This is a genomic window from Blattabacterium cuenoti, from assembly GCF_014251955.1.
GTDB classification, from domain to species: domain Bacteria; phylum Bacteroidota; class Bacteroidia; order Flavobacteriales; family Blattabacteriaceae; genus Blattabacterium; species Blattabacterium cuenoti_L.
Genome location: NZ_CP059203.1, coordinates 1 through 26199, shown reverse-complemented (window position 1 = coordinate 26199; position 26199 = coordinate 1). Strand labels below are relative to the sequence as shown.

Annotated in this window: 17 protein-coding genes, 1 other RNA gene and 1 pseudogene; 8 read left to right on the top strand and 11 right to left on the bottom strand. The window is 25.5% G+C overall.

What is annotated here, in order from left to right:
• The 7 genes and pseudogenes from H0H53_RS00095 to H0H53_RS00065 all read right to left on the bottom strand — a co-directional run bounded on the left by H0H53_RS00095 (position 1) and on the right by H0H53_RS00065 (position 9017).
• Positions 1 to 1746, bottom strand: a complete 1746-nt coding sequence (locus H0H53_RS00095; RefSeq protein WP_185870521.1) for an ABC transporter ATP-binding protein — start codon at positions 1744 to 1746, stop codon at positions 1 to 3.
• Positions 1743 to 2503, bottom strand: a pseudogene (gene truA, locus H0H53_RS00090) (tRNA pseudouridine(38-40) synthase TruA). The gene H0H53_RS00095 and the pseudogene truA overlap by 4 nt, the downstream one beginning before the upstream one ends.
• 112 nt (positions 2504 to 2615) lie before the next feature.
• Positions 2616 to 3839, bottom strand: a complete 1224-nt coding sequence (locus tag H0H53_RS00085; RefSeq protein WP_185870520.1) for an aspartate aminotransferase family protein — start codon at positions 3837 to 3839, stop codon at positions 2616 to 2618.
• Positions 3840 to 3859: 20 nt separating this feature from the next.
• Complete coding sequence (locus H0H53_RS00080; protein ID WP_185870519.1) at positions 3860 to 5608, bottom strand: OstA-like protein; 1749 nt, start codon at positions 5606 to 5608, stop codon at positions 3860 to 3862.
• A 60-nt stretch (positions 5609 to 5668) separates the two neighbouring features.
• Entirely contained in the window at positions 5669 to 6070 is a 402-nt protein-coding gene (locus H0H53_RS00075; protein WP_185870518.1) for a Rid family detoxifying hydrolase, read from the bottom strand.
• A 15-nt stretch (positions 6071 to 6085) separates the two neighbouring features.
• Positions 6086 to 8407 carry a putative LPS assembly protein LptD gene (locus tag H0H53_RS00070; protein WP_185870517.1) on the bottom strand — a complete coding sequence of 774 codons (2322 nt, stop codon included), beginning with the start codon at positions 8405 to 8407 and terminating at the stop codon, positions 6086 to 6088.
• Between the two features lie 67 nt (positions 8408 to 8474).
• Entirely contained in the window at positions 8475 to 9017 is a 543-nt protein-coding gene (locus tag H0H53_RS00065; protein ID WP_185870516.1) for a 2-amino-4-hydroxy-6-hydroxymethyldihydropteridine diphosphokinase, read from the bottom strand.
• A gap of 115 nt (positions 9018 to 9132) precedes the next feature.
• On the opposite strand from H0H53_RS00065, the gene H0H53_RS00060 reads away from it, so the two are divergent.
• From H0H53_RS00060 to lnt, 6 genes are all read left to right on the top strand, one after another.
• On the top strand, positions 9133 to 10170 hold the full coding sequence (locus tag H0H53_RS00060; RefSeq protein WP_185870515.1) for a rod shape-determining protein: 1038 nt from the start codon (positions 9133 to 9135) through the stop codon (positions 10168 to 10170).
• Positions 10171 to 10210: 40 nt separating this feature from the next.
• On the top strand, positions 10211 to 11053 hold the full coding sequence (gene mreC / locus H0H53_RS00055; RefSeq protein ID WP_185870514.1) for a rod shape-determining protein MreC: 843 nt from the start codon (positions 10211 to 10213) through the stop codon (positions 11051 to 11053).
• Positions 11054 to 11564: 511 nt separating this feature from the next.
• Positions 11565 to 13433: a penicillin-binding protein 2 gene (gene mrdA, locus H0H53_RS00050; RefSeq protein ID WP_185870513.1), complete on the top strand. Its 1869-nt coding sequence runs from the start codon at positions 11565 to 11567 to the stop codon at positions 13431 to 13433.
• A gap of 113 nt (positions 13434 to 13546) precedes the next feature.
• Positions 13547 to 14698 carry a rod shape-determining protein RodA gene (gene rodA, locus H0H53_RS00045; protein ID WP_238784267.1) on the top strand — a complete coding sequence of 384 codons (1152 nt, stop codon included), beginning with the start codon at positions 13547 to 13549 and terminating at the stop codon, positions 14696 to 14698.
• 185 nt (positions 14699 to 14883) lie between these two features.
• Positions 14884 to 15310, top strand: a transfer-messenger RNA (tmRNA) gene (gene ssrA, locus H0H53_RS00040).
• A 68-nt stretch (positions 15311 to 15378) separates the two neighbouring features.
• The gene (gene lnt / locus H0H53_RS00035; protein ID WP_238784266.1) at positions 15379 to 17070 is read left to right on the top strand and encodes an apolipoprotein N-acyltransferase; all 1692 of its coding nucleotides are present in this window, start codon (positions 15379 to 15381) and stop codon (positions 17068 to 17070) included.
• A gap of 44 nt (positions 17071 to 17114) precedes the next feature.
• Here lnt and H0H53_RS00030 read toward each other — a convergent pair whose 3' ends face one another.
• Entirely contained in the window at positions 17115 to 18683 is a 1569-nt protein-coding gene (locus H0H53_RS00030) for an NAD(P)H-hydrate dehydratase (protein ID WP_185870512.1), read from the bottom strand.
• A 94-nt stretch (positions 18684 to 18777) separates the two neighbouring features.
• On the opposite strand from H0H53_RS00030, the gene H0H53_RS00025 reads away from it, so the two are divergent.
• Both H0H53_RS00025 and H0H53_RS00020 read left to right on the top strand, forming a co-directional pair.
• Complete coding sequence (locus H0H53_RS00025) at positions 18778 to 19932, top strand: dihydrolipoamide acetyltransferase family protein (protein ID WP_185870511.1); 1155 nt, start codon at positions 18778 to 18780, stop codon at positions 19930 to 19932.
• A gap of 15 nt (positions 19933 to 19947) precedes the next feature.
• Complete coding sequence (locus H0H53_RS00020) at positions 19948 to 20442, top strand: inorganic diphosphatase (protein ID WP_185870510.1); 495 nt, start codon at positions 19948 to 19950, stop codon at positions 20440 to 20442.
• A 20-nt stretch (positions 20443 to 20462) separates the two neighbouring features.
• On the opposite strand, the gene aspS is transcribed toward H0H53_RS00020, so the two are convergent.
• The 3 genes from aspS to nusA are packed head-to-tail and all read right to left on the bottom strand — an operon-like array spanning position 20463 to position 26199.
• Entirely contained in the window at positions 20463 to 22187 is a 1725-nt protein-coding gene (gene aspS / locus H0H53_RS00015; RefSeq protein WP_185870509.1) for an aspartate--tRNA ligase, read from the bottom strand.
• Between the two features lie 54 nt (positions 22188 to 22241).
• On the bottom strand, positions 22242 to 24914 hold the full coding sequence (gene infB / locus H0H53_RS00010) for a translation initiation factor IF-2 (protein ID WP_185870508.1): 2673 nt from the start codon (positions 24912 to 24914) through the stop codon (positions 22242 to 22244).
• Between the two features lie 34 nt (positions 24915 to 24948).
• Positions 24949 to 26199, bottom strand: a complete 1251-nt coding sequence (gene nusA, locus H0H53_RS00005) for a transcription termination factor NusA (RefSeq protein WP_185870507.1) — start codon at positions 26197 to 26199, stop codon at positions 24949 to 24951.

Here is a 26199-nt window from a genome sequence, read left to right as displayed (position 1 = left end):
TTAAAGAAAGGTTTTTTTATATAATCCTGCATAATATCCATTTAATTGGATTAATTCTTCATGAGTTCCTTTTTCTACAAGATATCCTTTATTCATCGCTAATATTTTGTCTGCATTTTCTAATGTAGAAAGACGATGAGTAATAATAATTGAAGTTTTATTTTTTGTTATACAATCTGTTGCATGATAAATCAATTTTTCTAATTCCTGATTTAAAGAAGATGTTGCCTCATCTAGAATAAGCATAGAATAAGGATGCATTTGTACTCTTAAAAAAGAAATTAACTGTTTTTCTCCAAGTGAAAGAATATCTCCTCTTTCTTTTACAATATATTTGTATCCATGTGGCAAAGATGTTATAAAACTATGTATTCCTATTTTTTTTGACATTTTTTCTATTTTATCTATGCTAATAGAAGGATCTCCTAAAGTAATATTATTCATAATAGAATCATTAAATAAAAATGTATCTTGTGTCACTACTCTTATATGAGATCTTAAATTTTTTAACTCAATATCTTGAATATGATGTCCATCAATTAAAATATTTCCTTTTTTTATTTCGTAAGATCTAGAAATTAAATGCGTCATTGTGGATTTTCCAGAACCTGTAGATCCTACTATAGCTACTTTTTCTCCAGGGTTTATTTCAAAAGAAATTCCTTTGAGGACCATTTCTCCATCAAGATAGGAAAAATAAACATTATTAAACACAATATGTCCTTTTAACTTTTTGATTCGTATGTTTCCTTTATCAATAATTGTTTCCCCAGAATTTAATATAGAAAATATACGTTCTATTCCTGCTATTCCTCTTTGTATTATATTAAATCTATCTGCTATTTGTCGCATAGGACGAAAAAGTAGATAAATAAAAAAAATAAAAGCAATGATTTGTCCCGGTTTTACATTGATATTATTATACCCATCAATAGAATGATATCCTCCATAAAATATGACAATGCTTATTGTTGCTGCAGATATAATTTCTACAATTGGAAAAAAAATAGAAAAATAAAAAATAGTTTTAAAATGTGCACTCATCAATCTATGATTGATTGATTTAAATTTTAAATATTCTTCTTTTTCTTTATGAAAAAGCTGAATGATGGACATTCCTATAATTTTTTCTTGCAAAAAACTATTTAAACGTGAATTATGTATACGTTCTTCATGAAACATTTTTTTTAATGTTTTTTGAAAAAAACGAGTTATAATATACATAAATGGAATAGTAAAAAGAACAATAAAAGACAATTTTTTATGCATCGTATACATCATAATTATAATCATCATTATTCTGAATACATCTCCAGATACTAGCAAAATTCCATCATTAAATATCACAGTAATTGTTTCTATGTCTGAAACAGAATAAGACACCAATTTTCCTATTGATGTTTTATGAAAAAAAGAATTTTTAAAATGCAAAAATTTTTCAAATAAAAGAATTCTAATTTTTTCAATTACATTTTGAGCAAGAATATTAGATAGATATAATAAAATAAAATGAAATATACTTTCTAGAAAAAGAAGAGTCATTATCCATATCAATACATTTTTAAGTCCAAAAAAATCTTTATAAACTATATGAACATCTATAGCTTTTTGTATTAATTTTGGTCTATAAGCAGATATGAAAGATATTAATATAGAAGTGATGATTGTTGATATTAAAATCAGTTTGTAGTTTAAACTGATTTTTAAAAGTTGTTGAAAATAAAATCCTTTCAAATTTTTTTTCATAAAAAAATGTCTTCTGGATAAAGAATTTTAGTAAGAAATAATCCACATGCAGGAACTACTGTACTACTACAATTAGCATGATTTTTTGATTCTATAATTTCTACAAATCTATTTATACTCATTTTTTCTCTTCCAACGTCAATAAGCGTTCCAATAATGGATCTTACCATATTTCTTAAAAACCGATTTGCTTCAATAGTAAAAAAACATGTATTATTATTTTTTATAGACCAATAAGCATTGTATATTTTGCATATATTGTTTTTTTTTTATCTTTCCTATTTTTTTTGCAAAAAGCACTAAAATTTTTATATTCCATTAAAATTCTAGAAGCGATATTCATTTTTTTAATATTTAAAGAATAAAAACAGTACCAAGAAAAATCTTGAAAAAATGGATTTTTTTCAGATGTTAAATAATATTTATAAGTACGACTTATTGCACTAAATCTGGCATGAATATGTTTTTTAACTGGAAAAATATTAATTACTTTAATATCTTTAGGCAAAAAAACATTTAATCTTTTCACCAAATTTTTGTTTATCCTATTTTTTAAATCAAAATGTGCAAACATCTGTTTTGCATGAACTCCACTATCTGTTCTTCCTGCTCCTACCACATTTAGAGACGTTTTCAATAGTTTAGATAAACAATATTCTAATTTTTCTTCTATAGTATTTGTTTTTTTTTGTATTTGCCATCCATGATAATATTTTCCATTATAAGCTAATTCAATAAAAAATCTTAATAATTCCATTAATTTTTTTATATTTATTTACATCATACTAAAAAACAAGAGAATATCATAACACAATAAATAAAATACATATTAGTATAGTAGTATTTTTTTTTAATTAAATTAACACGATTTACTTTTTACTACTATTATTACAACCTATCTTTAGTTCATTTAAACTTTCTATAATAATAGAACATCCTATTTGTATTTCTTTTTTTGTGATGGTTAATGGAGGAGAAATACGTAAAGAACTGTTATGAAATAAAAAACGAAATAGTATTAATCCTTTTTTTATACAAGACTGTAATACTTTTTCTATGTGATTTTTGTTTTTTAATTCAAAAGATAAGAGAAGTCCCTTTCCATGAATATTTTTAATTTCATCATGAACCAAATATTTTCTAATCCATTTTTCTTTTATCGATACTTTTTCCATAATTTGAGAATCAACTAGTTGAATTAATGTCGCTAAAGCCGCTGATGCTGCTACAGCATTTCCACCAAAAGTCGTTATATGTCCTAATGGAACATGATCGCAAAAAGATCTCATTATTTCATGAGAGGAAATAAATCCACTAATAGGCATTCCTCCACCCATTCCTTTTCCCATAATTAGAATATCAGGAACAATTCCATAATGTTCAAAAGCAAAGAGCTTTCCTGTTCTTCCAAATCCAGTTTGGATTTCATCAAGGATCATTAAAGTATTTTTTTTTTGACATTGTTTTTTAACTTTTTTTAAAAAAGAACGATCAGGTAATATTATCCCTGAAGAGGTTTGTATTGTTTCTAAAATGACACAAGCTGTTTTATCTGTAATGGAAGAAATGAATTCTTCTATTTGATTAAATGTTATAAATTTAACCAAGGGAAGGAGAGGTCTAAAAGGTCTTTTATTTTTTTCATATCCCATAACACTCATAGATCCATGTGTACTTCCATGATAAGCCCCTTTACAGGAAATAATTTCTTCTCGTCCTGTATAACACTTAGCGAGTTTCAAGGCCCCTTCTACTGCTTCAGTTCCTGAATTTACTAAGTAAGTAGTCTTCAATGGATCTGGAGTATTTTCTGATATTTTTTTACAAAGGTTGACACAAATTTCTTGTATAAATTCTCCATACACCATAGTATGTAAATACTTATCTACCTGTTTTTTGATAGCTTCTTTTATTTTTTTATTTCCATGTCCTAATACATTTACAGAAACTCCTGCTACAAAGTCTAAATACTTTTTTCCATTTTTTCCATAAATGTAATTACCTTCTGCATAATCCACCATAATTTTCATGGAATTAGGATTAACTTGAGTTTGATATTGAATAAAATCATTCTCTAATTCTTTTCCTTTCATCTCTATTCTCTATAAAAAATTTAATTTTTTTTTATTTTTTTTCTTTCTTTTTGTTCCAAAAAACTTTCTTCTTTATATTTTTCTATTTGTTTCAAAACAGAATTTTTTTTAGATTGAATTTCTTTTTCTTCTCTTTCTCTCCAAAAAAATTTAGGGAAAAAAAGGTTTTTTTTGTAAATATTTTTAGAGGAAAAAGGAAAAAGTTCTGAATAAGCTTTATCTATACAAGAAATTTTACTAATTTCTTTTCCTTCTTTTTTTAATTCTAACAAGATTATTCCACAAGATGATTTGTTAATTAAATTTTGTGTAGTATCATAAAGAAAAATAATGCTTTTAGCATTTCCTTTAATCAAAATTTTTTCTATATTTTTTTTTTCATGATTAAAAAAACCAGTCATATTTTCTCCTTTTATTTGATGAAATTTTTCTGAATTTATTTTTTTTATAAAAAACACATTTTTTATAGATAATGAATCTATCATATTGTTTTTCATAGAGATACTAATGCTATCTCCAGTAAATTGTTGGTTGTTGTTAATCCAAAAAATAGGATTTCCATTCAATAGCATTGAAGAATGGATAATAGAAGAATTATTATTTGATTGTTCATATACTAAAAAATCGCATTTTCCTTGCATAACTCCATTCATAAAAAAAATGTTTTTAACAGGAAAAGCTTGAATCAAGGTAGTAGATTTTTTCAATAAAGAAATTTGAATAGTATCAGAATGAATAATAATAGAATCTTGATTAGAGATTTTTTTTACAGCTGTTGAATCTTTTTTTAAAGAGAAAAGTCCAGAATTTAAATCAAAAATTCCATAAACTCCCATTAGATATCCTATTTTAGGATCTTCAAAAAAAACATTTTTTATAAATCCATATTTTTTTTTGTGATCAAAAAACAAATATCCTCCTTTTATAATTTTTCCTTTATAATGGATACTAAAATTTTTTTTAGACAAAAAAATTTTTTTTCTAAATAAAAAAGAACCTTCTTTAAGGTAAAGAAAAGAATTACTTGATTGATTATTATTATGGATTACAATAGTAGGACTTAAAAAATCTAGTTTGTCTAATTGAAAAAAATACTTCATTGTATTAGAATATACTGTATAATTATTACTAACTAATTTGATTTCATGTTTTAATTCTGCTTTTTTTTTTGTAAGAAAATAACTTCCTTCTTTACTATAGATTATTGTAGAGTTTCCATAAAAAATCCATCCTCCTTTTTTATAAAAAATTTTTTTAAGTTTAAGATCATATTCTAGAATATGAGTAGATAATTTTAATTTATTATTAATAAATAAAATAACGTTTTTAGTAGCTTGAAAAGATTTTTTAATAAAACTATAGATAATTGCATTTGCCGTTAATTTTTTTATATTATCTTGAAATAAAATCACATTTTTTGATACTTTTAAAAAATTTTTTGAAAATTCTATTTTTTGAGAATATATTCTATTTTGATTCGATACTAATTGAACATTTCCATATCCGTAAAATTGATTGTTTTTTTTATAATATATAGCTTTATCACAAAAAAGGTGATATCCATGATGTTCCAAATGAACATGCCCCGTTAAATCAAAAATATCGTTGTGAGACTTTTCATTTTTTTGTATAAAATCAGCATGAATCAGATGTATTTTTTTTTTGAAAAAAAATTTTTTTATTGGAAAAGTGTATGCTTGATTATTATTAATCAATAAAATTAAAAAAAAACCAAATACAAATAAATAATAATATTTTTTATGATCCATGAATCCCAATCCCTTTTTTTAATCCTATCTCCTACTTACTTACTAATTCCTATAAAAAATTCATGTTAAGTTTTTATTTTTTTTTGTGTGTGCTATTAAGGATATCTCTATGTTTGCATTTTTTGGTAATCCAAAAACTTGTATAGTTTCTCTAGCTGGATAATTTTCTTTCTGAAAAAATTTAGAATATATAAAATTTATTTTAGGATAGTCATTTATATTTTTTATAAATAAAGAAGTTTTTATAACATTTTCAAATCCAATTCCAGTTTCTGAAAGAATAATTTGCAAATTTTTCATGACTCTTTCAGTTTCTATTTCTATAGTTTCAGAAATTAATTTTTTAGTTGTTGGATCAATAGCTATTTGACCAGAAATAAATAAAAAGTTTTCTACAATAACGTATGAACTATACGGTCCTAAAGATGGAATTTTTTCCATTGAACATTTTTTTAATTTCATATTTTTTTTTCTAATTTAATAATGTCTTTCTTCATTATATTGCAAAATATTGCTTAACATAGGATCTTTTATTCCAATAAAAAAAGACCAATAACGATCTCCTATGGGAGACCAATTGAAATTCATTTTGAAACTTCTTAAATCTCTATAAAAAATTATGTTAGCCAACATAATTTTTTGTTTCAAAATATCGTAATTTGTATGAATATCTATTTTCCAATATTTAGTGATCTCTATAGATCCATTTACACTTAAAAATGTATGAAAAAATTTTTCTGTATTTTTTTCATAAAAATTTGAATTTAAATTTATTTTAAAATTCAATGGAATTGAATAATTTGCATAATTATCTCTATCAAACAAGAAACATTCATAACGATTTTTTCCTCGTTTTTCATGTTTATTTTTTTTATTTTTAGAAAAAATATTCATTTCATTTTTAATGAAATTGTAATGAAATGAAAAATCAAAATATTTATTGATTTTTTCTTTTTTTTCATATTTTTCATCAAAGTAAATTCCTCCTTTATATTTGATTCCTAAATATTTTGTAAAATTAGTATATCCTATAAAATGGATATTTTCCCATTTAAAAAATGGGGGATCAAAAATATATGAAGTACTTACTTGAAAAAATTCAAGTATTTTTATTTTATTTTCAGTATTTTTTGAATCAAATTTTTTCAATTCCAAATTATTTCTTAGTACTAAATTTATTTTTTTTTCATAAGAATTTTTTTTTAATTTAAAAAAATTAGGCAAAGGTGTAATATTATAATAAAAAGATAACATAGGTTCTATTTCATGTCTTAAAATAAAATTTTTTTTGTTTATTATCTCTAAATATAACGGATTAGAAATTATGTCTGTTGATACTACATTCGAAGTTTTAAAAGTCCATTTTGAATAAAAATTACGTGGATAAAATACGTTATAATTATAATGAATTTTTGGTGAAATTTTCAAAAAAGGGGAAAAATGAACATAAGTTGCCATATTTATAGTATGATTCATTTCAGTTTGAAAATCCATTTTCTGTTTCGTCCTTTTTAATAAAAAAATAGGATTTTCATATATTATGGAATTATATGCAGTTATTTGATAATCAAATATAAATTGACGAATAAATGTATTTTTTTTTTCTAAAAAATGATTTCTATGCATAGAAAAACGAATTTCTGGAATCTTTAATTTCGTTTCTCCTTTGTTCATTTTTTGAATAAGATAGGCAGATATATTTAACAAAGAATGATTATCAAATTTTTTTTTGATATTCATATTTGAAACATAAACTTCATGACTTTTTTTTGTGAAAAGTCTATTGCTTGTTAAATAATTGATATCAGCACTAAATTCTATATCAGAATTAAATTTTTTATTATGTTTCCATTTGAATTGATAATCAAATTTTTTATTTGAAAATCTTTGATAATTAAAATGAATTAATCCATTATTATTCTTATATATTGTATTTTTTAATTTATATTTTATTTCTGTTTCTAATTTCCATTTTTCATTTCCATATATAGAACTGAATACTGTAAAATTGAAATAATTGGAAATTGGAAAAAATAAACCTATATTCTCTATATAAATTTTTTTATTTTTAATCCTCAATTTAGGGAATTTTATTCCATAAAATGAATTCTTATTTTCTTTCATATATAAAAACGGAAAAACTATAGGAAGAGGAACTTTATACCAATAAAAAAATACTGGTCCAGTAATAATGGATTTTTGATGATGGAAATATTTTAAACTATTTGTTTTTAAATAAAAATCAGGATTAGTATCTTTTTTTTCTATAAAAAGAGGATCGGATGTATATATCACTTTTTTCATCAAACTCGTTCCATTATTTTCTTTTTTTATGTTATTTGCTATGATAACATGATTTTTTTCTTGGATACAAACGTCATTAGCTTCTCCTTTTTTATCATTCAAATTAATGAAAAAATTTTTTGTTAAAAATTTTCTATTTCCCTGTATAACAGTAATATATTTATTTTTAATCGACTTAGCATTGAGATCTCCATTTTTCCAATTAAATTCTATCCAATCTGCTTCAATTTTTGTATCAAGATATTCTATAAAAGCATTTCCATTTAAATAAGATTTTCCTTCTTTTATATTATGTTCTTGTGTATTTGAACTATATTTAATAATATTTTTGAATTTATTTTTCGTAAGATTTCCTATTTCTAGAATAGGATTTTCAGATTCAGATAGAATAGATTTATTGTTTTTTTCTTCTTTTGCAAAAAGAAAAAAGGATAGAAAAAAAAAGAAAAGAATTTCTTTTCCAAATAGAATAATAGATTTTGTAATTTTTAACAAATTAGTTCAATAGTTGTTATGTTAATTATTATTTATTTGAATCAATAAATTTCATAAAATTATATCTCTAACTAATATCCATTTTTTTTACTTCTAACTTATCTACACATCCCCCTAATATCTCCAATAGTGTTAAATGAAATACAGGATGATGCTTTTTTGGAGAAATTTCACACATTGGTTCTATAGCGAATCTACGAAAATGAAACAAAGGATGTGGAATAGTTAACATAGAACTTTGTATTATAAGATGATCATAAAATAAGATATCAATATCTATTTCTCTATCTTGGTAGAGACGATTTTTTGGATTACAGTGAGTAGTCGTACTACGACTACTACTACAAGTAGATTTTCTACCTATAAGAAACTCAATATTTAAAATTTTTTCTAAAAGTTCTATAGGAGAATGAAATGTTTTTATATGCAAAGCTCTATTATAAAAAAAAGATGTATTTTTATTCATATTCCAAGCTATGCTTTCAAAATAAGAAGATTTTTTAATGATTTCCCCAATTTTTTTGGAAATTAAGAATAAAGATTCATCTAAATATTTTTTTTTATTTTCTTTATTACTTCCTTGCAACAAATAAACGTTATGTTTTTTCAAACAACAATTTTTCTATAATATACTGAAAAACTTCATTTTTAAATAGAAAAATATTTTTTTATTTTTTAAATTGAGCGAATATTTTTAGGATTCATAATAAAGAAGAATATGGTATATGGGATTAGTTGATTTTATGAAAAATCTATTTACTCAAGAAATTGCTATAGATTTAGGAACAGCAAATACCCTCATTATGCATAACAATAAAGTTATTGTTGATTTACCTTCAATTATTGCCATAGATGTAAGAAGTAAAAAAGTCCTAGCTGTAGGAGAAGAAGCCAAACAAATGCAAGGAAAAACACATGAAAATATTAAAATTTATAAGCCATTAAAAGATGGAGTTATAGCCGATTATAAAGTAGCAGAACTTATGATAAGAGAATTTATCAAAAAAGTTCCAGGAATAAATAAAAAATTATTTACCCCATCATTAACTATGGTTATTTGTATTCCGTCTGGAATTACAGAAGTTGAAAAAAGAGCCGTGAAAGATTCCGCTCAACATCTAAATGCTAAAGAAGTTTACCTGATTGAAGAACCTATGGCTGCAGCTATTGGATCCGGTATATCTGTTACAAAAGCTGAAGGAAATATGATTATTGATATTGGAGGAGGGACCACAGAATGTGGAGTAATTGCTTTAGGTGGAATTGTTTGTCAAAAATCCATTAAAATAGCTGGAGATGTTTTTACTAATGATATTGCATATTTTCTTCGTACTAAATACAATTTATATATTGGAGAAAGAACTGCTGAAAAAATTAAAATAGATATAGGAGCCGCTACTGAATCTATTGAGAATCCTCCTGGAGATATTCATATTCAAGGAAGAGATTTACCAACAGGAAAGCCTAAAGAAATGAATATTTCTTATAAAGAAACGATTCCTGCTCTTGATAAATCTATTTTGCGTATTGAAGATGCTGTGATGGAAACATTGTCTAGAACCCCTCCAGAGCTTGCTGCAGATATTTATAAAACAGGAATCTATATGGCAGGAGGAGGATCTCTATTGAGAGGATTAGATAGAAGAATTTCTAAAAAAACAGGTCTTTCTGTTTCTTTAGTAGAAGATCCTTTGAGAGCTGTAGTCAAAGGAACAGGAGTTGCTTTGAAAAATATTGATAAATTTACATTTTTAATGAAATAGATAGTAAAAAAAAAGGTAGATTCTAATACCATTATTTTTTATGCGTGGATTTATTAATTTTTTTCTAAAATGGCGTTTTTTTATTTTCTTTTTTTTATTAGAATCTGCAGCTATTTTTCTTTCTTTTTCTAAAAAGAATTTTCATCAATATATTTATAACGGTTCCTCCAATTTTTTTATTGGAAAAATTTATGAAACAATTCATAAATTTCATAGTTATTTTTCATTAGAAATTGAAAATAAAAGACTTATAAAAGAAAATATAAAATTACGTCATTCTCAACTATCTTCTAAAATAAGAAAAACAACCAAAGATTTTAAAAAAAATAATATTGATTATTTACAACAGTATGTTTATACTCCCGTAAAAATTATCAATAATAGTATCCACGAACAGGAAAATTATATCACTATAAATAAAGGAAGTTTAGATGGAATAAAAACAGATATGGGGATTATTTTATCTGATGGAATTGCAGGAATTATTATAAAAACTTCACCACATTTTAGTATAGCTATTTCTCTTTTAAATCCAAAAATTAAAGTTAATGCCAGATTAAAAAAAAATAAATATTTCGGAACAGTTAGTTGGGATGGATTAGATCATGAATCTGTTGTTTTATACGATATTCCTAAACATTCTACTATCTACAAGGGAGAGATAGTAGAAACAGATGGAAAATCCGCAACTTTTCCTGAAGGAATTCCAATTGGAAGAGTCTCTTGTTATAGATTTGATGAAGAACATGCCAATTATGTTATAAAAGTAAAATTGTTAGAAAATTTTTCTAACATAGAAAATGCTTATGTTGTGAAAAATTTATTCAAAAAAGAATGGAACAATATTCAACTTTATAATAAAAATAAAGTTGAAAATAAATAATGAATTTTCTAAAGAATTTTTTTTTCTCTGTTTTTTCCATTTTTTTTATTTGTTTAATTCAAATATCAGTATTTAACTATTATATAATTTTGGATTGGTATACTTCTTATATATATATAATTTTTATATTAACTTATTCCTATCATGAAAATAGATTTGTATTCTTGTTTCTATCTTTTATGATAGGTTGGATCATAGATCATTGTATGAATTCTGGCGGAATACATGCTTTTTCTACGACTCTTTCTGCTTTTTTTAGATTAAAATTTCTACAATTTTTTGAAGGAAAAAATTTTCTTTACAAAAGTGATTTTTCTGTTTATGAATTGCCTTTTATTAGGAAATTTTTTTACATTTTCTCATTAATTATTACACATCATTTTTCTTTGTTGATATTAGAAATATTGAAGTTATCCTGTTTCAACAAAATTATTTTATTGAAAACTATATTTAGCAGTATTTTTACAACTATTTTATGTATTATATATTTTTTTTTGAGAAAAATTAAACATTGAAAAAATTATATATTTTTTACATTTTTTTAAGTTCTATAGGTTTAATTTTTATAACTCGACTATTCTATATACAAATATATACTGAAAAATATATTTTAAATGCATTTAACACTTCTATAAAACAAGAAATTATTATTCCTGAAAGAGGTTCTATTTTTGATAGAAATAATAATTTATTAGTGTTTAATAAATCTATTTACGAATTAATAGTCATTCCTATACTGATAGATGAAAATTTTAATATCATTGAGTTTTGCAATCTTGTAGGAATAAGAAAAGATACTTTCCACAAAAATTTAGAAAAAGCAAAAGCTTATTCAAAATATTTACCTTCTGTTTTTCTTCCTTTTATTTCAAAAGAGAAATTTGCAAATATACAAGAAAAACTTTATAAATATAAAGGATTTGATTGGACAAAACGTTCTCTTAGAGATTATAAAGTAGAAAGTTCTGCTAATGTTTTAGGATATATTGGAGAAGTAAGCCAGAAGGATATCAAGAAAGAATCCAATTATTATCAAATAGGAGATTTTATTGGTTGGGCTGGAGTAGAAAAATCTTATGAAAAAATATTGAGAGGAAAAAAAGGAGTAAAATATTGGATAAGAGATAAAAAAGGGTGTATTATAGGAAGTTATAATAATAAAAAAAATAATATTAAAGCAATTAATGGAAATGATATTTCTCTAACTATAGATTGGAATTTACAAAATTATGCAGAAAAACTTATGTTCCAAAAAAAAGGGGGAATAGTCGCTATTAATCCTAAAAATGGGGAAATTTTATCTTTAGTTTCTAGTCCTATCAATAATCCTAATTTATTTGTAGGAATTAACCGATCTAAAGAATTTAAAAAATTAATCAAAGATACAATAGATTATCCCTTATTTGATAGAACGACACAAGCTCGTTATCCTCCTGCTTCTCCATTTAAGTTAATGACAGAATTAGCAGGTCTTCAAATGAAAGTAGTAGATACAAAAACAACTTTTATATGCTATAATGGATTTAAATATGGAAAAAAAAGAATTCATTGTCATTCTGGAATTCATGGGGTCCCTATAGGAATAGAAACAGCTGTTGCTGTTTCTTGTAACAATTATTTTGCACAAGTTTATAAACGCGTCATTGAAAAATATCCAAAAAATTTAACAAAAGGAGTTAATGAATGGTGTGATATTATTAAAAGTTTTGGATTTGGAAATTATTTGTATAATGATTTAGCTACTGGAGAAAAAGGGGTTATTCCTTCTGGAGATTATTATAATAAAAAATATGGATATACAAAATGGAATGCTATTACAATTATTTCCAATAGTATTGGTCAAGGAGAAATCAATGTCACTCCCATACAATTAGCTAATATGGTTTGTGCTATAGCAAACAAAGGTTTTTTTTATACCCCACATATTGTAAAATATATCAATCATCAACCTATTTCTAATCCTAATTACATTCGTGCTAAATACACTAAAGTGAAAAGAAAATATTTTGATTTCATTATTAGTGGAATGGAAAAAGTATTTATAATTGGAACTGGGAAAAATTTTAAATCATCGGATATTAGAATGGCTGGAAAAACAGGCACTTCACAAAATTTTATAAAAATCAATCATAAAACAATATCTTTACCTGATCATTCTATTTTTATATTGTTTGCTCCAGTAGAAGATCCTAAAATAGCTATTTCTGTAATCATAGAAAATGGAGGTTTTGGATCTCGTTGGGCAGGTCCTATAGCCAGTCTTATCGCAGAAAAATATATTAGAAATAATGTTCATAGAAAAAATCTTGAAAAGAATATTATGAATTCAGGGTTACAAAAAGTGTACGAAAATATAGCAAAAATGAAAAATAGAAATTAAAAAAAAAGAGACTCTTGATAATAAAAATCAAAAGAAATAAAACATTACTAAGGAATAATAATATAGACTGGTGGATCGTGATTCTTTATATTTTCATGATTTTTTTTGGATACATGAACCTATATTCTGTTTCTTATGAGAAAGCGGAAAAACAATTAGTATGGATTTTATTTAGTTTTATTTGTATATTTTTGGTTTTTTTATTAAAACCAATACATTATAAATATTTTTCTTCATTCTTTTTTTTATTTACGTTACTTTTTTTGATTGGAGTATTTTTTTTCGGAAAAAATGTAAATGGATCAAAATCTTGGTATGTTTTTGGACCTATTAGTTTTCAACCTTCTGAATTGGCCAAAATATCTACATCTTTAATGATATCTAAGATCTTGAGTCAAAAAAATGTTAAAAAAAATAAAAATATATTTATATCTATTTTTTTAATCATATTGCCTTCATTATTAATATTTCTTCAACCAGATCCAGGTTCATCTCTAGTTTTTTTTTCATTTATTTTTACCTTATATAGACAAGGATTATCTATCTTTTTTCTTTTATGTGTATTGTTTTTAATTTTTTTGTTTGTTATTTCTTTCAATATATCCTATTGGATTATTATATTCTGTATTTTTTCAGTTTTCCTATTTTTTTTTCTTGTAAAAAAAAGATCTATAAATGATTTATTATTTTATTTATTTCTTTTGATTTTTTTATCCACTTTTGTTATCATTTCTCCGTTATTTTTTAATAAATTTTTAAAACAACATCATAAAGATAGGATTAACATTCTTTTTCAAAACGAATTTGATAGAAAATATAGAGATAATGTAGGATATAACCTTCTCTATTCAAAAACGGCTATTGGTTCCGGTAAATTTTTTGGAAAAGGATATCAAAAAGGAACCATTACAAAAGGAAAATTTGTTCCTGAGCAGCATACGGATTATATTTTTTGTACTGTAGGAGAAGAGTGGGGATTTGTAGGAAGTGTTACATTAATTATATTTTATTTATTGTTCATTAGTAGAATATATTTTTTATCCGAGAAACAAAAAGATGTTTTTGGAAGAATTTTTGGATATTCAGTAGGAAATATTCTTTTCATCCATTTTTTCATTAATTTAAGCATGGTAATGGGTCTTTTTCCAACAATAGGAATTGTTTTACCTTTTTTTAGTTACGGAGGATCTTCTTTTTTCTCTTTTACTGTTCTATTATTTATTTTCATTAGATTAGACGCTTCAGATCAAGATAGTTTGATTTGATTGAAAATCAATCAATAAAAATTATTCTTACAAAGAAAAAATATTAGGAGTCTTGTAGGGGATGCTGTTTCTAAATTAAAACTAATATTTCTGTAAATTTATGTGATTTTTTTAAAATTTTTTAATAAATTTGTCTTTGTTATTTTCTCAATGATATTGAGATTAATATTAATTAATAAAAAAAAGGGGCTGACTTTTTGGAATTGACAGCAAGATTAGTGATAAAGGGAAGCATACCGTGTGACGTAAGGTTTTACACGTAAAAAAAACGTTACAAACATATAAACGGCGAAAAACAATACGCTTTTGCTGCTTAATGCATGATGATGTTCTTCATCATTATTGCATAAAAGTGAAATCTGCAAAAATACGCAGAAGCAAAATATCTCTCAGTAATTTTTCCTTATAGGTACTGATTAAGAGATACTCATAAATATAAGGATAAGAAAACGGATGATTCTTAAGTTTTCCAATTCTGTTTTTTTTGAATCTAAGCTTTTATTCGAGATCCAAAACTCGATTTAAGTCTAAAAAAAATTATTTTGGATAAGTATGTAGAAATCTTTTGTGCTACTTGTTTGGACGCGGGTTCGAATCCCGCCAGCTCCACAATTAAAATGTTGAATGAAAAATAGAGAAAGAGAAAAAAACTGAAAATTCAATCTAGTAATTTTTTTTAATTGTATTGTAAATCAGGATTCATCCAACACGATAAAATTGAATTTTTTTTCTGCAGTCTTCTTTCTGGAATTTTATTAGGATTGGGATGGCCTACTTACGGAAATCCTTTATATTTATTTATAGCTTTTATTCCTCTACTATATGCAGAAGAACATTTAAATCATTCTTTTTCAGAAAAAAAGATTGTATTGATAATATTTTTATTGTCTTTTTTTACTTTTTTCACATGGAATGCTATATCTACATGGTGGTTATCTTATGCAAAAAGACCGGATGGAAGTTTTGCAATAGAAGCCTACTTAATTCCTGTTCTACTTAATGCTTCTTTTATGTCAATTGTATTTACGTTTTACTCATGGATAAAAAAACATGTAGAAAGTAAAAAAATAGGATATGTATTTTTAGTTTGTACATGGATCTCATTTGAAAAAATGCATTTAGAATGGGAATTATCTTGGCCATGGTTAAATTTAGGAAATGGATTTTCTAATCATATTGAATGGATTCAATGGTATGAATATACTGGTTCTTTGGGAGGAACGGCATGGATATGGATAGTTAACATAGGTTTGATTAATTCTATTATAAAATATCAAAAGAATAAAAACGTACTTTCTCTGTACAAAAATATATTTCTCAATATAGGAAAAATTTTTTTCCTCATTTTGATTTCAAATTATATATACTTAAAATGTGAAGAAAAAAAGGATGGAATTGTTGACGTTTTAATTTTGCAACCTAATATTCATCCATATCATCAAAAATATAAAACTTCAACGAAAAAATTGATTTCTTTATTGAAAAAATTAATAGATAAGAAAATTGGAAAAAATACTTTTATTATAGCCCCTGAAACAATATTTCCAGGAAATGGTCGCAAAATTTATATGAAAAATATAGGGGGAAACACCATCATATCAATATTTAGAAATCATCTAAAAAAAATTTCTCCAAAAACCGTATTTATTACAGGAATAGAATTATTCGATTTTTATAAAAAAAAAGATTTTAGTAAAACTTCTACTCCAATTTTTTTTAAAAATGAAAACGATATCCTATGGATTGATATATTTAATTCTATAATACAAATATCTTCTGATGATAAGATTGAAATTCATCATAAATCTAAACTAGTCCCAGCTGTAGAAACTTTTCCTTATAAAAGAATTCTTTTTCCTATATTGGGTAACATTTTACTTAATTTTGGAGGATCGGTAATGGAACATGGAAAACAAGATGATCCTATTACTATATTTCTACATCCTTTTTTAGAAGTCAAGGTAGCTCCTATTATTTGTTATGAATCTGTATTTGGAGAATATGTATCTAAATTTTTTAAAAAAAATGCAGAATTTATGGCTATTATTACTAATGATGGATGGTGGGGGAGATCACAAGGATATCAGCAACATTTATATTATGCACGTCTTAGGGCTATTGAAAATAGAAAATATATTGCAAGATCTGCAAATACAGGAGTGTCTTGTTTTATTAACGAAAAAGGAGAAATCATTTCTTCTATTCCGTACGGAATAGAAGGAGTTTTATCAAATAAAATTTTCATAAATAAAAAAAAAACTTTCTATATCAAGTATGGAGATTATATATCTAAAATCAGTTTTTTTCTATCCATAATAATTTTCATATATACAGTAATATATCGTCGTATGTATAAAATAAATAATAAATAATTATAAAAAAAAGATTTATTCATTATAATGAATGAATTATAATATTATATCATGTTATGATTTTTTATTTTTTGATAAGCTTTTCCTATATAATTTATAATGTCCATGGCCATTATAGATTCTTCATTTAATTCTTTTGATGCAATATCTCCAGCTAAACCATGTAAATAAACTCCCATGATACAAGCATCTTTTGGAGAATATCCTTGAGCTAATAATCCTGTAATAATTCCTGTAAGTACATCTCCACTCCCAGCTGTAGCCATTCCTGGATTTCCAGTACTATTAAAATAAAGATCCCCATGAGGTGTAGAAATAACAGTATGTGCTCCTTTTAATACAAGGAAAAGGTTATATTTTTTAGAAAATTTTTTTAATAAATATAATTTTTGATAATCATTTTTCCATGGTCCACATAATCTATCAAATTCTTTTTGATGTGGAGTAAGAATAGTTTCTTTTTCTAGAAGATTCAGGATGTTTGATTGACCAGATAGAATGTTGATAGCATCTGCATCTATCACCATAGGAATTTTTTTATTTTTATTTTTTAATCTTAAAAGAAAAGATTCTAATGCATATCCAGTCATGGGGTGTTTTCCCATTCCCATTCCTATTCCTATTGCAGCATGTTTCTTAGTAGTAGTGAAAAAACTATTGGGAATCGTCCCGATTAAGTTTTCTTGCATATCTGTTTTTACAATCGCTTCTGGAAGAATAGTTTGTATAATTTGATTTCCGCAACGTGGGACATATACACTTAATTTTCCTATTCCAATTCGAAAACTTGCTTTTGCAGAAAGAAAAATGGATCCAATCATTCCATAACTTCCTCCTATAATAACTCCATGTCCATAATTTCCTTTATGTGAAAATTTTTTTCTTTTCTTATAAATGAAACGGACGTCTGTGTCATCAATATAAAAATTTTTAACATGCATATTATTTGTATATTTTTTTTTCCATCCAACATTTAACAAATGCCATTCTCCAACATAATTTGCATAATCTGGTAAAAAAAAAGGAAGTTTTGGAACTTGAAAGGTTAATGTATGAGTCGCTTTTATAATAATTTCTTCAAAATCATCATGATTTTTTTCCATAAAAAGTCCAGAAGGAATATCTATAGAAATAACAGATGAAAATTTTTGATTATTTATATAATGAAAAAAAGATTTCCAATATTCTTTAATAGAACGGTTTAATCCTATTCCAAAAACCGCATCAATAAGTTTGCTGTTTTTATTATTAAACGATGGAAATTTTTCTCCTTCATTGATTGTATTCAATTCTATTCCATATTTTAATATTTTATTTTTATTAATTATAAATTCTTTTGAAAAATGATTAGAAATATTTACGATATATATCGTAACCATAACCCCATGTAAATGTAACATTTTAGATAAGGAAAGTCCATCTCCTCCATTTTTTCCATTTCCTACTAATATGATAAATGGTATTTTTCTAATAAGTTTATGATGATAATGTTTAATCATCCAATTAAAACAACTTTTTGCGGCCCTTTCCATTAATTCTACAGAAGAAATATCTTCGTAATCAATACAATATTGATCCGCTTTTTTAATTTGATTCAACGAAAGAATTTTCATTTTTTAAAATGAATTTATTATTTTTGGTTTTATTAGTTTTTTCTTTTTTACATAGAAACAAAAATAATATAATATAAAACGATAAAAAATTTAGATGTCCGAATATAATTTGACCCTTCCAGCCATGGGTGAAAGTATAGCGGAGGCTACTATCATTCGTTGGTTAAAAAACGAAGGAGATTCTATAAAAAAAGAAGATCTCTTAGTAGAGATAGCTACGGATAAAATAGATTCTGAAATTTCTTCTCCTGTAAATGGAATATTGAAAAGAAAATTATTTTCTCCAAATGAAGTGGTTAAAGTAGGAACCGCTATAGCTATTTTAGAAACAAAAGAAAAAGAATCATTAAAAAAAAGATTCTATTCCCCTCTTGTCCGTTCTATAGCTCATCGGGAAGGAATTAGTTTCTATGAATTAGAAACTATAGAAGGAACTGGAGACAAAGGACGTGTTACCAAAAAAGATATATTGAAATATATTCAAAATATTAAAAATAAAATCATTTCTCCTTACAATCTTTCATTTTCATATCATAATAATAGTGAGGAAATTATAGAAATGGATAGAATGCGTAAAATGACCGCATCACATATGATAGAAAGTAAAAACATATCTGCACATGTTACTTCTTTTGTTGAAGCAGATGTTACAAACATTGTTAAATGGAGAGAAAAAATGAAAGATACTTTTCAAAAAAATACGGGAGAAAAATTGACTTTAATGTCTGTATTTGTAGAATGTGTAGTTAAAGCTATAAAAGATCTTCCAATGATCAATATTTCTGTGAATGGAACTAATATTAGAAAAAAAAAAAATATTCATATAGGATTGGCTACCGCATTACCTGATGGTAATTTAATAGTTCCTGTGATCAAACATGCAGATTCCTATAGTTTGAGAGGATTAATAAAAATTATTAATGATTTAATAAAAAGAGCTAAATCGAATCGATTAAAACCTGAAGAAACACAAGGAGGTACCTATACAATTAGCAATATTGGTAGTTTTGGGAATTTATTTGGAACTCCTATTATTCATCAGCCACAAGTAGCTATCCTGGCGATAGGAGTAATACAAAAAAAACTTTCCATAATTGAAACTCCGAAAGGAGATTTTATTGGAATTAGACATAAAATTTATTTATCACATTCTTATGATCATCGTGTAATAGATGGAGTTCTAGGAGGAGGATTTGCTAAAAAAGTTGCCTTATATTTAGAAAAATTTAATTGTTACACAAAAATATAATTCAAAAAAATATATATGGAAGTAAACTTTGATGTATTCATTGAGATTCCTAAAGGAAGTAGAAATAAATATGAATTTGATAAAAAAAATAATTTAATTCGTTTAGATAGAGTTTTACATTCTTCTATGAGTTATCCTACAGATTATGGATTTATTCCAAAAACTCTTTCAAAGGATGGAGATCCATTGGATGTATTGGTATTTTTAACAGAACCAACAATTCCAGGTTGTTTAATTAGAGTTAAACCTATTGGTATTTTTTTTATGACTGATGAAAAAGGAGAAGATGAAAAAATTATTTGCGTACCTACAGAAGATCCAAATTATAATCCCATTAATAGCATTGATGAAATTTCTTTTCATGTGAAAAAAGAAATAGAACATTTCTTTATGGTATACAAAGATTTAGAGGGTAAAAAAGTAATCATAGGAGATTGGAAAGATCAAAAGAAAGCTATTTTTGTTTATGAAGAATCTTCTATACGATATAAGAAGAATAAATTATTATAAGTAAAGTAGTATAATTCTTTTCATTTTTTCATTTCCAAAAAAGATGGAGCATTGATCATTATATCTTTTCCAGAATTATTTTTTGGAAATGCAATAAATTCTTTTATATTTTCTTTTCCCTCTAAAATAGCGATTAATCTATCTAATCCAAAAGCAATTCCACCATGAGGCGGAACTCCATATTCAAAAGCTTTGATGAAAAAACCAAATTTAGATTGGATTTCTTGTTTGGATAATCCTAAATGTTTCAAAATTAAATTTTGAATATTTTTATTATGAATACGTATAGATCCTCCTCCAATTTCAACTCCATTAATGATCAAATCATAAGATTGTGAACGAATATTTTCCGGATACTTTTCTAGAAAGGGAAGATCTTCTTCTTTGGGATTAGTAAAAGGATGGTGAAAGGGTTTATATCTTTGAATTTCCTCATTCCATTCTAAAAGAGGAAAATCTGTAACCCATAAAGGTTTAAATTCTTTAGTTTTTTTTAGATTTAAACGATGGGCCATTTCTACTAAACGTAATTGTCTGAGTTGATTTCTTGTTTTTTTTCCGTAAAAAATGAACAATAAATCTCCAGGGTTTGCTTTAAAATGTTTTACGAACGTGATTATATCTTCATTTTTCATAAATTTACTCATTGGAGAGAGCAATGTTTTATCTGGAAAATATTTCAACCAAAAAATATCTTCAATTCCTATCTTTGGTTGTTTTTTCATCCATTCAATCATTAAATTGATTTGGTTACATGTATAATAACTACATTTTGGAACAGTTATTCCCATTGTTAGTTCTTGTTTTTGAAAAAATTCAATTTCTTTTTTTCTAACTAAATCATTCAACTCCACAAATTTCATTCCAAAACGTAAATCAGGTTTATCTGTTCCATACATTCTAATTGCATCAGAATAGGTAATCCGTGTGAAAGTTTCTAATTGAATATTTTTTATTTTTTGAAATATATGTTTTATAAAATTTTCAAAAAAAATCAATACATCACTGACACAGACAAAACCCATTTCGCAATCTATTTGTGTAAATTCTATTTGACGATCAGAACGAGCATCTTCATCTCGGAAACATTTTACAATTTGAAAATATTTATCAATTCCACCAATCATCAATAATTGTTTAAATAGTTGAGGAGATTGAGGCAAAGAATAAAATTTTCCAGAATGTATTCTAGATGGAACTACAAAACTTCTAGCTCCTTCAGGAGTATGATTAATTAATACAGGGGTTTCTATTTCTAAAAATCCATTTTGAGAAAGAAAATTTCGTATTTCTAAAGAAATATTATGACGAAGTTTCAAATTATTCTTTATTGGATTTCTTCGTATATCCAGATATCTGTATTTCATACGAGATTTTTCATCTCCATCTGTCTGATCTTCTATAAGGAAAGGAGTAGATATAGATGAATTCAATACTTCAATTTGAGAGACTAGAACTTCTATTTCTCCTGTAGGAATTTTATAATTTTTAGAGACTCTTTCTACTACTTTTCCACGAACTTTAATGATAAATTCCTTTCCCAATTCAGATTCAGTATTTTTTTTTCTTTTTTTTGAAAAAATAAGTTGTGTTATTCCAAAGTAATCTCTAATATCTATAAAAGTTAAGGATCCTAGATTTCTTAATTTTTGAATCCATCCAGATAAAACCACTTCTTTTCCAATATCTTTTTTACAAAGTTCTCCACAATTATGTGTTCTATATAGTAGTTGATGAGAATACATTATTGATTTATTGATTGTGATTGATTCATCATCCATCCACTTGATGATATTAACTTATTTTTTTTTATTATCTTTATCTGAAGTAAAAGTCCTCTTTGCAGTAGTAAATAATTCTTCGTAAACTTCTACAATATCTCCATATTTTAGATGATGATAATCTTTTATTCCCAATCCGCATTCATATCCCTTAGAAACTTCTTTGACATCTTCTTTAAAGCGTTTTAGAGAAGTAAAAACACCACCATTGTGAATGACAATTCCTTCTCGAATTAGTCTTACTTTTGCTTGACGTAATAATTTTCCTTCTACTACCATGCATCCAGCTATAGTTCCTGTTTTTGTAATTTTAAAAATTTCTCTTATTTCTGCGTTTCCTAATATTTTTTCTCTGATTTCTGGAGATAACATTCCCTCCATGGCTTCTTGAATATCATTAATGACGTCGTATATAATTGAATAAGTCCGTATTTCTATATCTTCTTTTTTTGCAATCTGTTTAGCTCCAATATTGGGTCTAACATTAAATCCTATTATAATAGCATCTGAAGCGCTTGCTAATAAAACATCAGATTCTGTGATTTGACCAACACTTTTATATATAATATTAATCATAATCCTATTTATAGATAATTTTTCTAGAGAATCTGCAAGAGCTTCTACCGAGCCATCAACATCTCCTTTAAGAATGATTTTTAATTCTTTAAAGTCTCCTAGAGCTATACGTCTCCCTATTTCATCTAAAGTTAAATGTTTTTGAGCTCTTATATTTTGTTCTCTTTGTAATTGTTCTCTTCTAGAAGCAAGTTGTTTTGCTTCTTTTTCATCTTTAAATACTTTAAATTTATCTCCAGCAGTAGGAGCTCCATTTAATCCTAGAATTGTGATAGGTTTCGATGGTCCTGAATATGCAATGGATTTTCCACGTTCATCTAAAATATTTTTCACTTTTCCATGATGACTTCCTGCTAAAACATAATCACCTACTTTTAATGTTCCACCTTGTAGAAGCAAGGTGGTTATATATCCTCTTCCTTTATCCAAAGAAGCTTCTATAACAGTTCCTGTAGCAGGTTTATTGGGGTTTGCTTTTAAATCTAATAGTTCGGAGACTAAAAGAACCTTTTCTAATAGTTTATCTACTCCAGTTCCTAATTTTGCTGAAATTTCTTGAGAAGGATATTTTCCTCCCCATTCTTCTACTAGAAAATTTAAATTAGCCAATTGTTCTTTAATTTTATCAGGTTTTGCATTAGGTTTATCAATTTTATTGAATACAAAAATAATAGGAACATTTGCTGCTTGAGCATGGCTAATAGCTTCTTTAGTTTGAGGCATGACTTGATCATCTGCAGATATAACTATAATTGCTATATCTGTAATTTGTGCCCCTCTTGCTCTCATAGCAGTAAAAGCTTCATGTCCTGGTGTATCCAAAAAAGTAATGCTTTTTTGATTATTCGATAATTCTACACTATAAGCGGCTATATGTTGAGTGATCCCTCCAGCTTCTCCAGCAAGGACATTAGTCTTTCTAATATAATCTAATAAAGATGTTTTTCCATGATCCACATGACCCATGACAGTAATGATGGGGGGTCTAGATTTTAAATTTTCTTCTAAATCATGATCTCCTTGAACAGCTTCTTCTAAATCTAATCCTACAAATTCTACATTATATCCAAATTCATCAGCAACAAGAGTTAAGATTTCTGCGTCCAATCTTTGATTCATAGTGACCATAATTCCCAATGACATACAAGAAACAATAACATCTGTTGCGTTTATACTCATCATAGACGCTAATTCATTTACAGTTGTAAATTCAGCTATTTTAAGAATTTTTTCTTGTTTTTCATTTTCTATTTTCTCATTCTGAAGAATTCTTTTCTCTTTTTTGTACTGACGTTTTTCTTTTCTAATTTTTGAAGCTTTTGATTTAATTCCTTTTGAGGAAAGTTTTTCTAAAGTTTCTTTAATCTGCTTCTCAATTTGTTCGTCTGTTATTCCATATTTTTGATAAGTTTTTTTATTTTTTTTATCCATTTTTTTATCATAAGAAGAATTTTTAAAAACATTTCTTCTTTCCTGTTTTTTTCTACTACTAACAGGAATATTTTTTATTTCTTCAATAATTATTTCTTTTTTAATTCTTTTACGTTTTTTTTTAATGTGATTTTCTTGTTTGGTTCTTTTTTTTTCAAATTGAGATAGATCAATTCTATCTCCTGTTAACATAACCCCATCTAGTTTTTGATAGATAGTATCTATATGTTCAGGTTTGTTGTTATTTTTATTCTGTTGTGGAATAAATTTCTCAATTTTTTTTTCTTCAAAAGATTTTCTATTTTTTTTTTCTTTTTTATATGTTCCATATTTTTTTTCTAATGTATCAATATCTATTTTCCCGATCTTCTTAAAACTAATTAGTTTTTCCGATTTTGCACGAATAATTTGCTGAGTATCAGAAAAAATATTTTTAGATTTAAGCACCTCTTTTTTTATTTTTTCTTTTTCTATTCTTTTTTGCAAAAAAGCTTTTTCAGAAGCATCTCGTATTTCTTTGTAAGTTTTAAATTCTCTTACAAGAAACCTATATACCTGTTCTTCTATTTTTGCATTAGGATTATTTTCTATTTTGATTCCTTTTCTTTGTAAAAAACTAACAACTCTTTGTAAGGAAATATTGAATTTCGTCAATACTGTTTTTAATCTGATTTTATCAGTCATATAATAATTAAAATAAGAACAAAAATAAAAGAATTTATGTATTATTGAATTCTTCTTCAAATTCTTTTTTGAGGATAGAAACTACTTTATTGATAACTTTTTCTTCAAGATTAGTCCGTTTGATAAGATCATTATTTCTATAATTTAAAACGGATTTTGCGGTATTTAACCCCACTTTATGAAATTGTTTTAGAACTTCTGGTTCTATTTCATCAGAGAATTCTGTCAATTCTACATCATCTTCATAAGGAAAATCTCTAAATATATGAATTTTATATCCAGTTAATTGACTAGCTAATTTGATGTTTTGTCCTCCCCTTCCAATTGCCTTAGATATTTCTTCAAATTGAACATATACATTGACATATTTGTGTTTTTCATTAACTTCCATCATGGAAACTTTCGCAGGACTTAAAGCTCTTGTGATATATAATTGTGTATTAGATGTATAATTAATTACATCTATATTTTCATTTTTCAATTCTCTAACAATAGGATGAATTCTAGAGCCTTTCATTCCAACACAAGCCCCTACAGGATCTACACGATCATCATAAGATTCCACAGCAACTTTTGCTTTTTCTCCTGGAATTCGTGCTACTTTTTTAACCGTGATTAATCCTTCAGAAACTTCTGGTATTTCTAATTTAAAAAGCTCTTCTAAAAAGGTTTCATCTCTTCTAGTCAAAATAGCAAAGGGTTTATTATCTTTCCAATCCACTCGTTTTACCAAAACTCTAACAGGATCTCCTTTACGGAAAAAATCATTTGGAATTTGTTCTTGTTTAGGGAGAACCATTTCGTTTTGTTCCTCATCTCTCATAATAATCTGTCTCGGCAAGATATGATAGACTTCAACGTTAATAATTTCTCCTATTTTATTTTTGAATTTTTTATAAGTATTTGTATTATCGTATTCATTTACTTTTGAAAGTAAATTTTGTCTTAAAGATAAAATAGATCTTCTTCCAAGAGATTTTAGTTCAACTTTTTCCGTTACTTCTTCTCCTATTTCAAAATCTGGTTCTATTTTACGAGCTGTAGATAATTCTATTTCTTTATTGATATCTTTCACAGAACCATCTTTGACTACTATCCGATTTCTCCAAATTTCTAAATCTCCTTGATCTGGATTAACAATAATATCATAATTTTTAGAAGAATCGTATTTTTTTTTCAATACACATCGTATGGATTCTTCTAAAATAGCCATGAGATTCACTCTATCTATATTTTTCTCATATTTAAAATCTGAAAAAGAATCTATTAAAGCTTCATTATCCAT

Coding starts and splice junctions, on each gene's coding strand:
- H0H53_RS00095 (WP_185870521.1), bottom strand. CDS start 1,746: ATGAAAAAAAATTTGAAAGGATTTTATTTTCAACAACTTTTAAAAATC.
- H0H53_RS00085 (WP_185870520.1), bottom strand. CDS start 3,839: ATGAAAGGAAAAGAATTAGAGAATGATTTTATTCAATATCAAACTCAA.
- H0H53_RS00080 (WP_185870519.1), bottom strand. CDS start 5,608: ATGGATCATAAAAAATATTATTATTTATTTGTATTTGGTTTTTTTTTA.
- H0H53_RS00075 (WP_185870518.1), bottom strand. CDS start 6,070: ATGAAATTAAAAAAATGTTCAATGGAAAAAATTCCATCTTTAGGACCG.
- H0H53_RS00060 (WP_185870515.1), top strand. CDS start 9,133: ATGGGATTAGTTGATTTTATGAAAAATCTATTTACTCAAGAAATTGCT.
- mreC (WP_185870514.1), top strand. CDS start 10,211: ATGCGTGGATTTATTAATTTTTTTCTAAAATGGCGTTTTTTTATTTTC.
- rodA (WP_238784267.1), top strand. CDS start 13,547: ATGAACCTATATTCTGTTTCTTATGAGAAAGCGGAAAAACAATTAGTA.
- H0H53_RS00030 (WP_185870512.1), bottom strand. CDS start 18,683: ATGAAAATTCTTTCGTTGAATCAAATTAAAAAAGCGGATCAATATTGT.
- H0H53_RS00025 (WP_185870511.1), top strand. CDS start 18,778: ATGTCCGAATATAATTTGACCCTTCCAGCCATGGGTGAAAGTATAGCG.
- H0H53_RS00020 (WP_185870510.1), top strand. CDS start 19,948: ATGGAAGTAAACTTTGATGTATTCATTGAGATTCCTAAAGGAAGTAGA.
- aspS (WP_185870509.1), bottom strand. CDS start 22,187: ATGTATTCTCATCAACTACTATATAGAACACATAATTGTGGAGAACTT.
- infB (WP_185870508.1), bottom strand. CDS start 24,914: ATGACTGATAAAATCAGATTAAAAACAGTATTGACGAAATTCAATATT.
- nusA (WP_185870507.1), bottom strand. CDS start 26,199: ATGGATAATGAAGCTTTAATAGATTCTTTTTCAGATTTTAAATATGAG.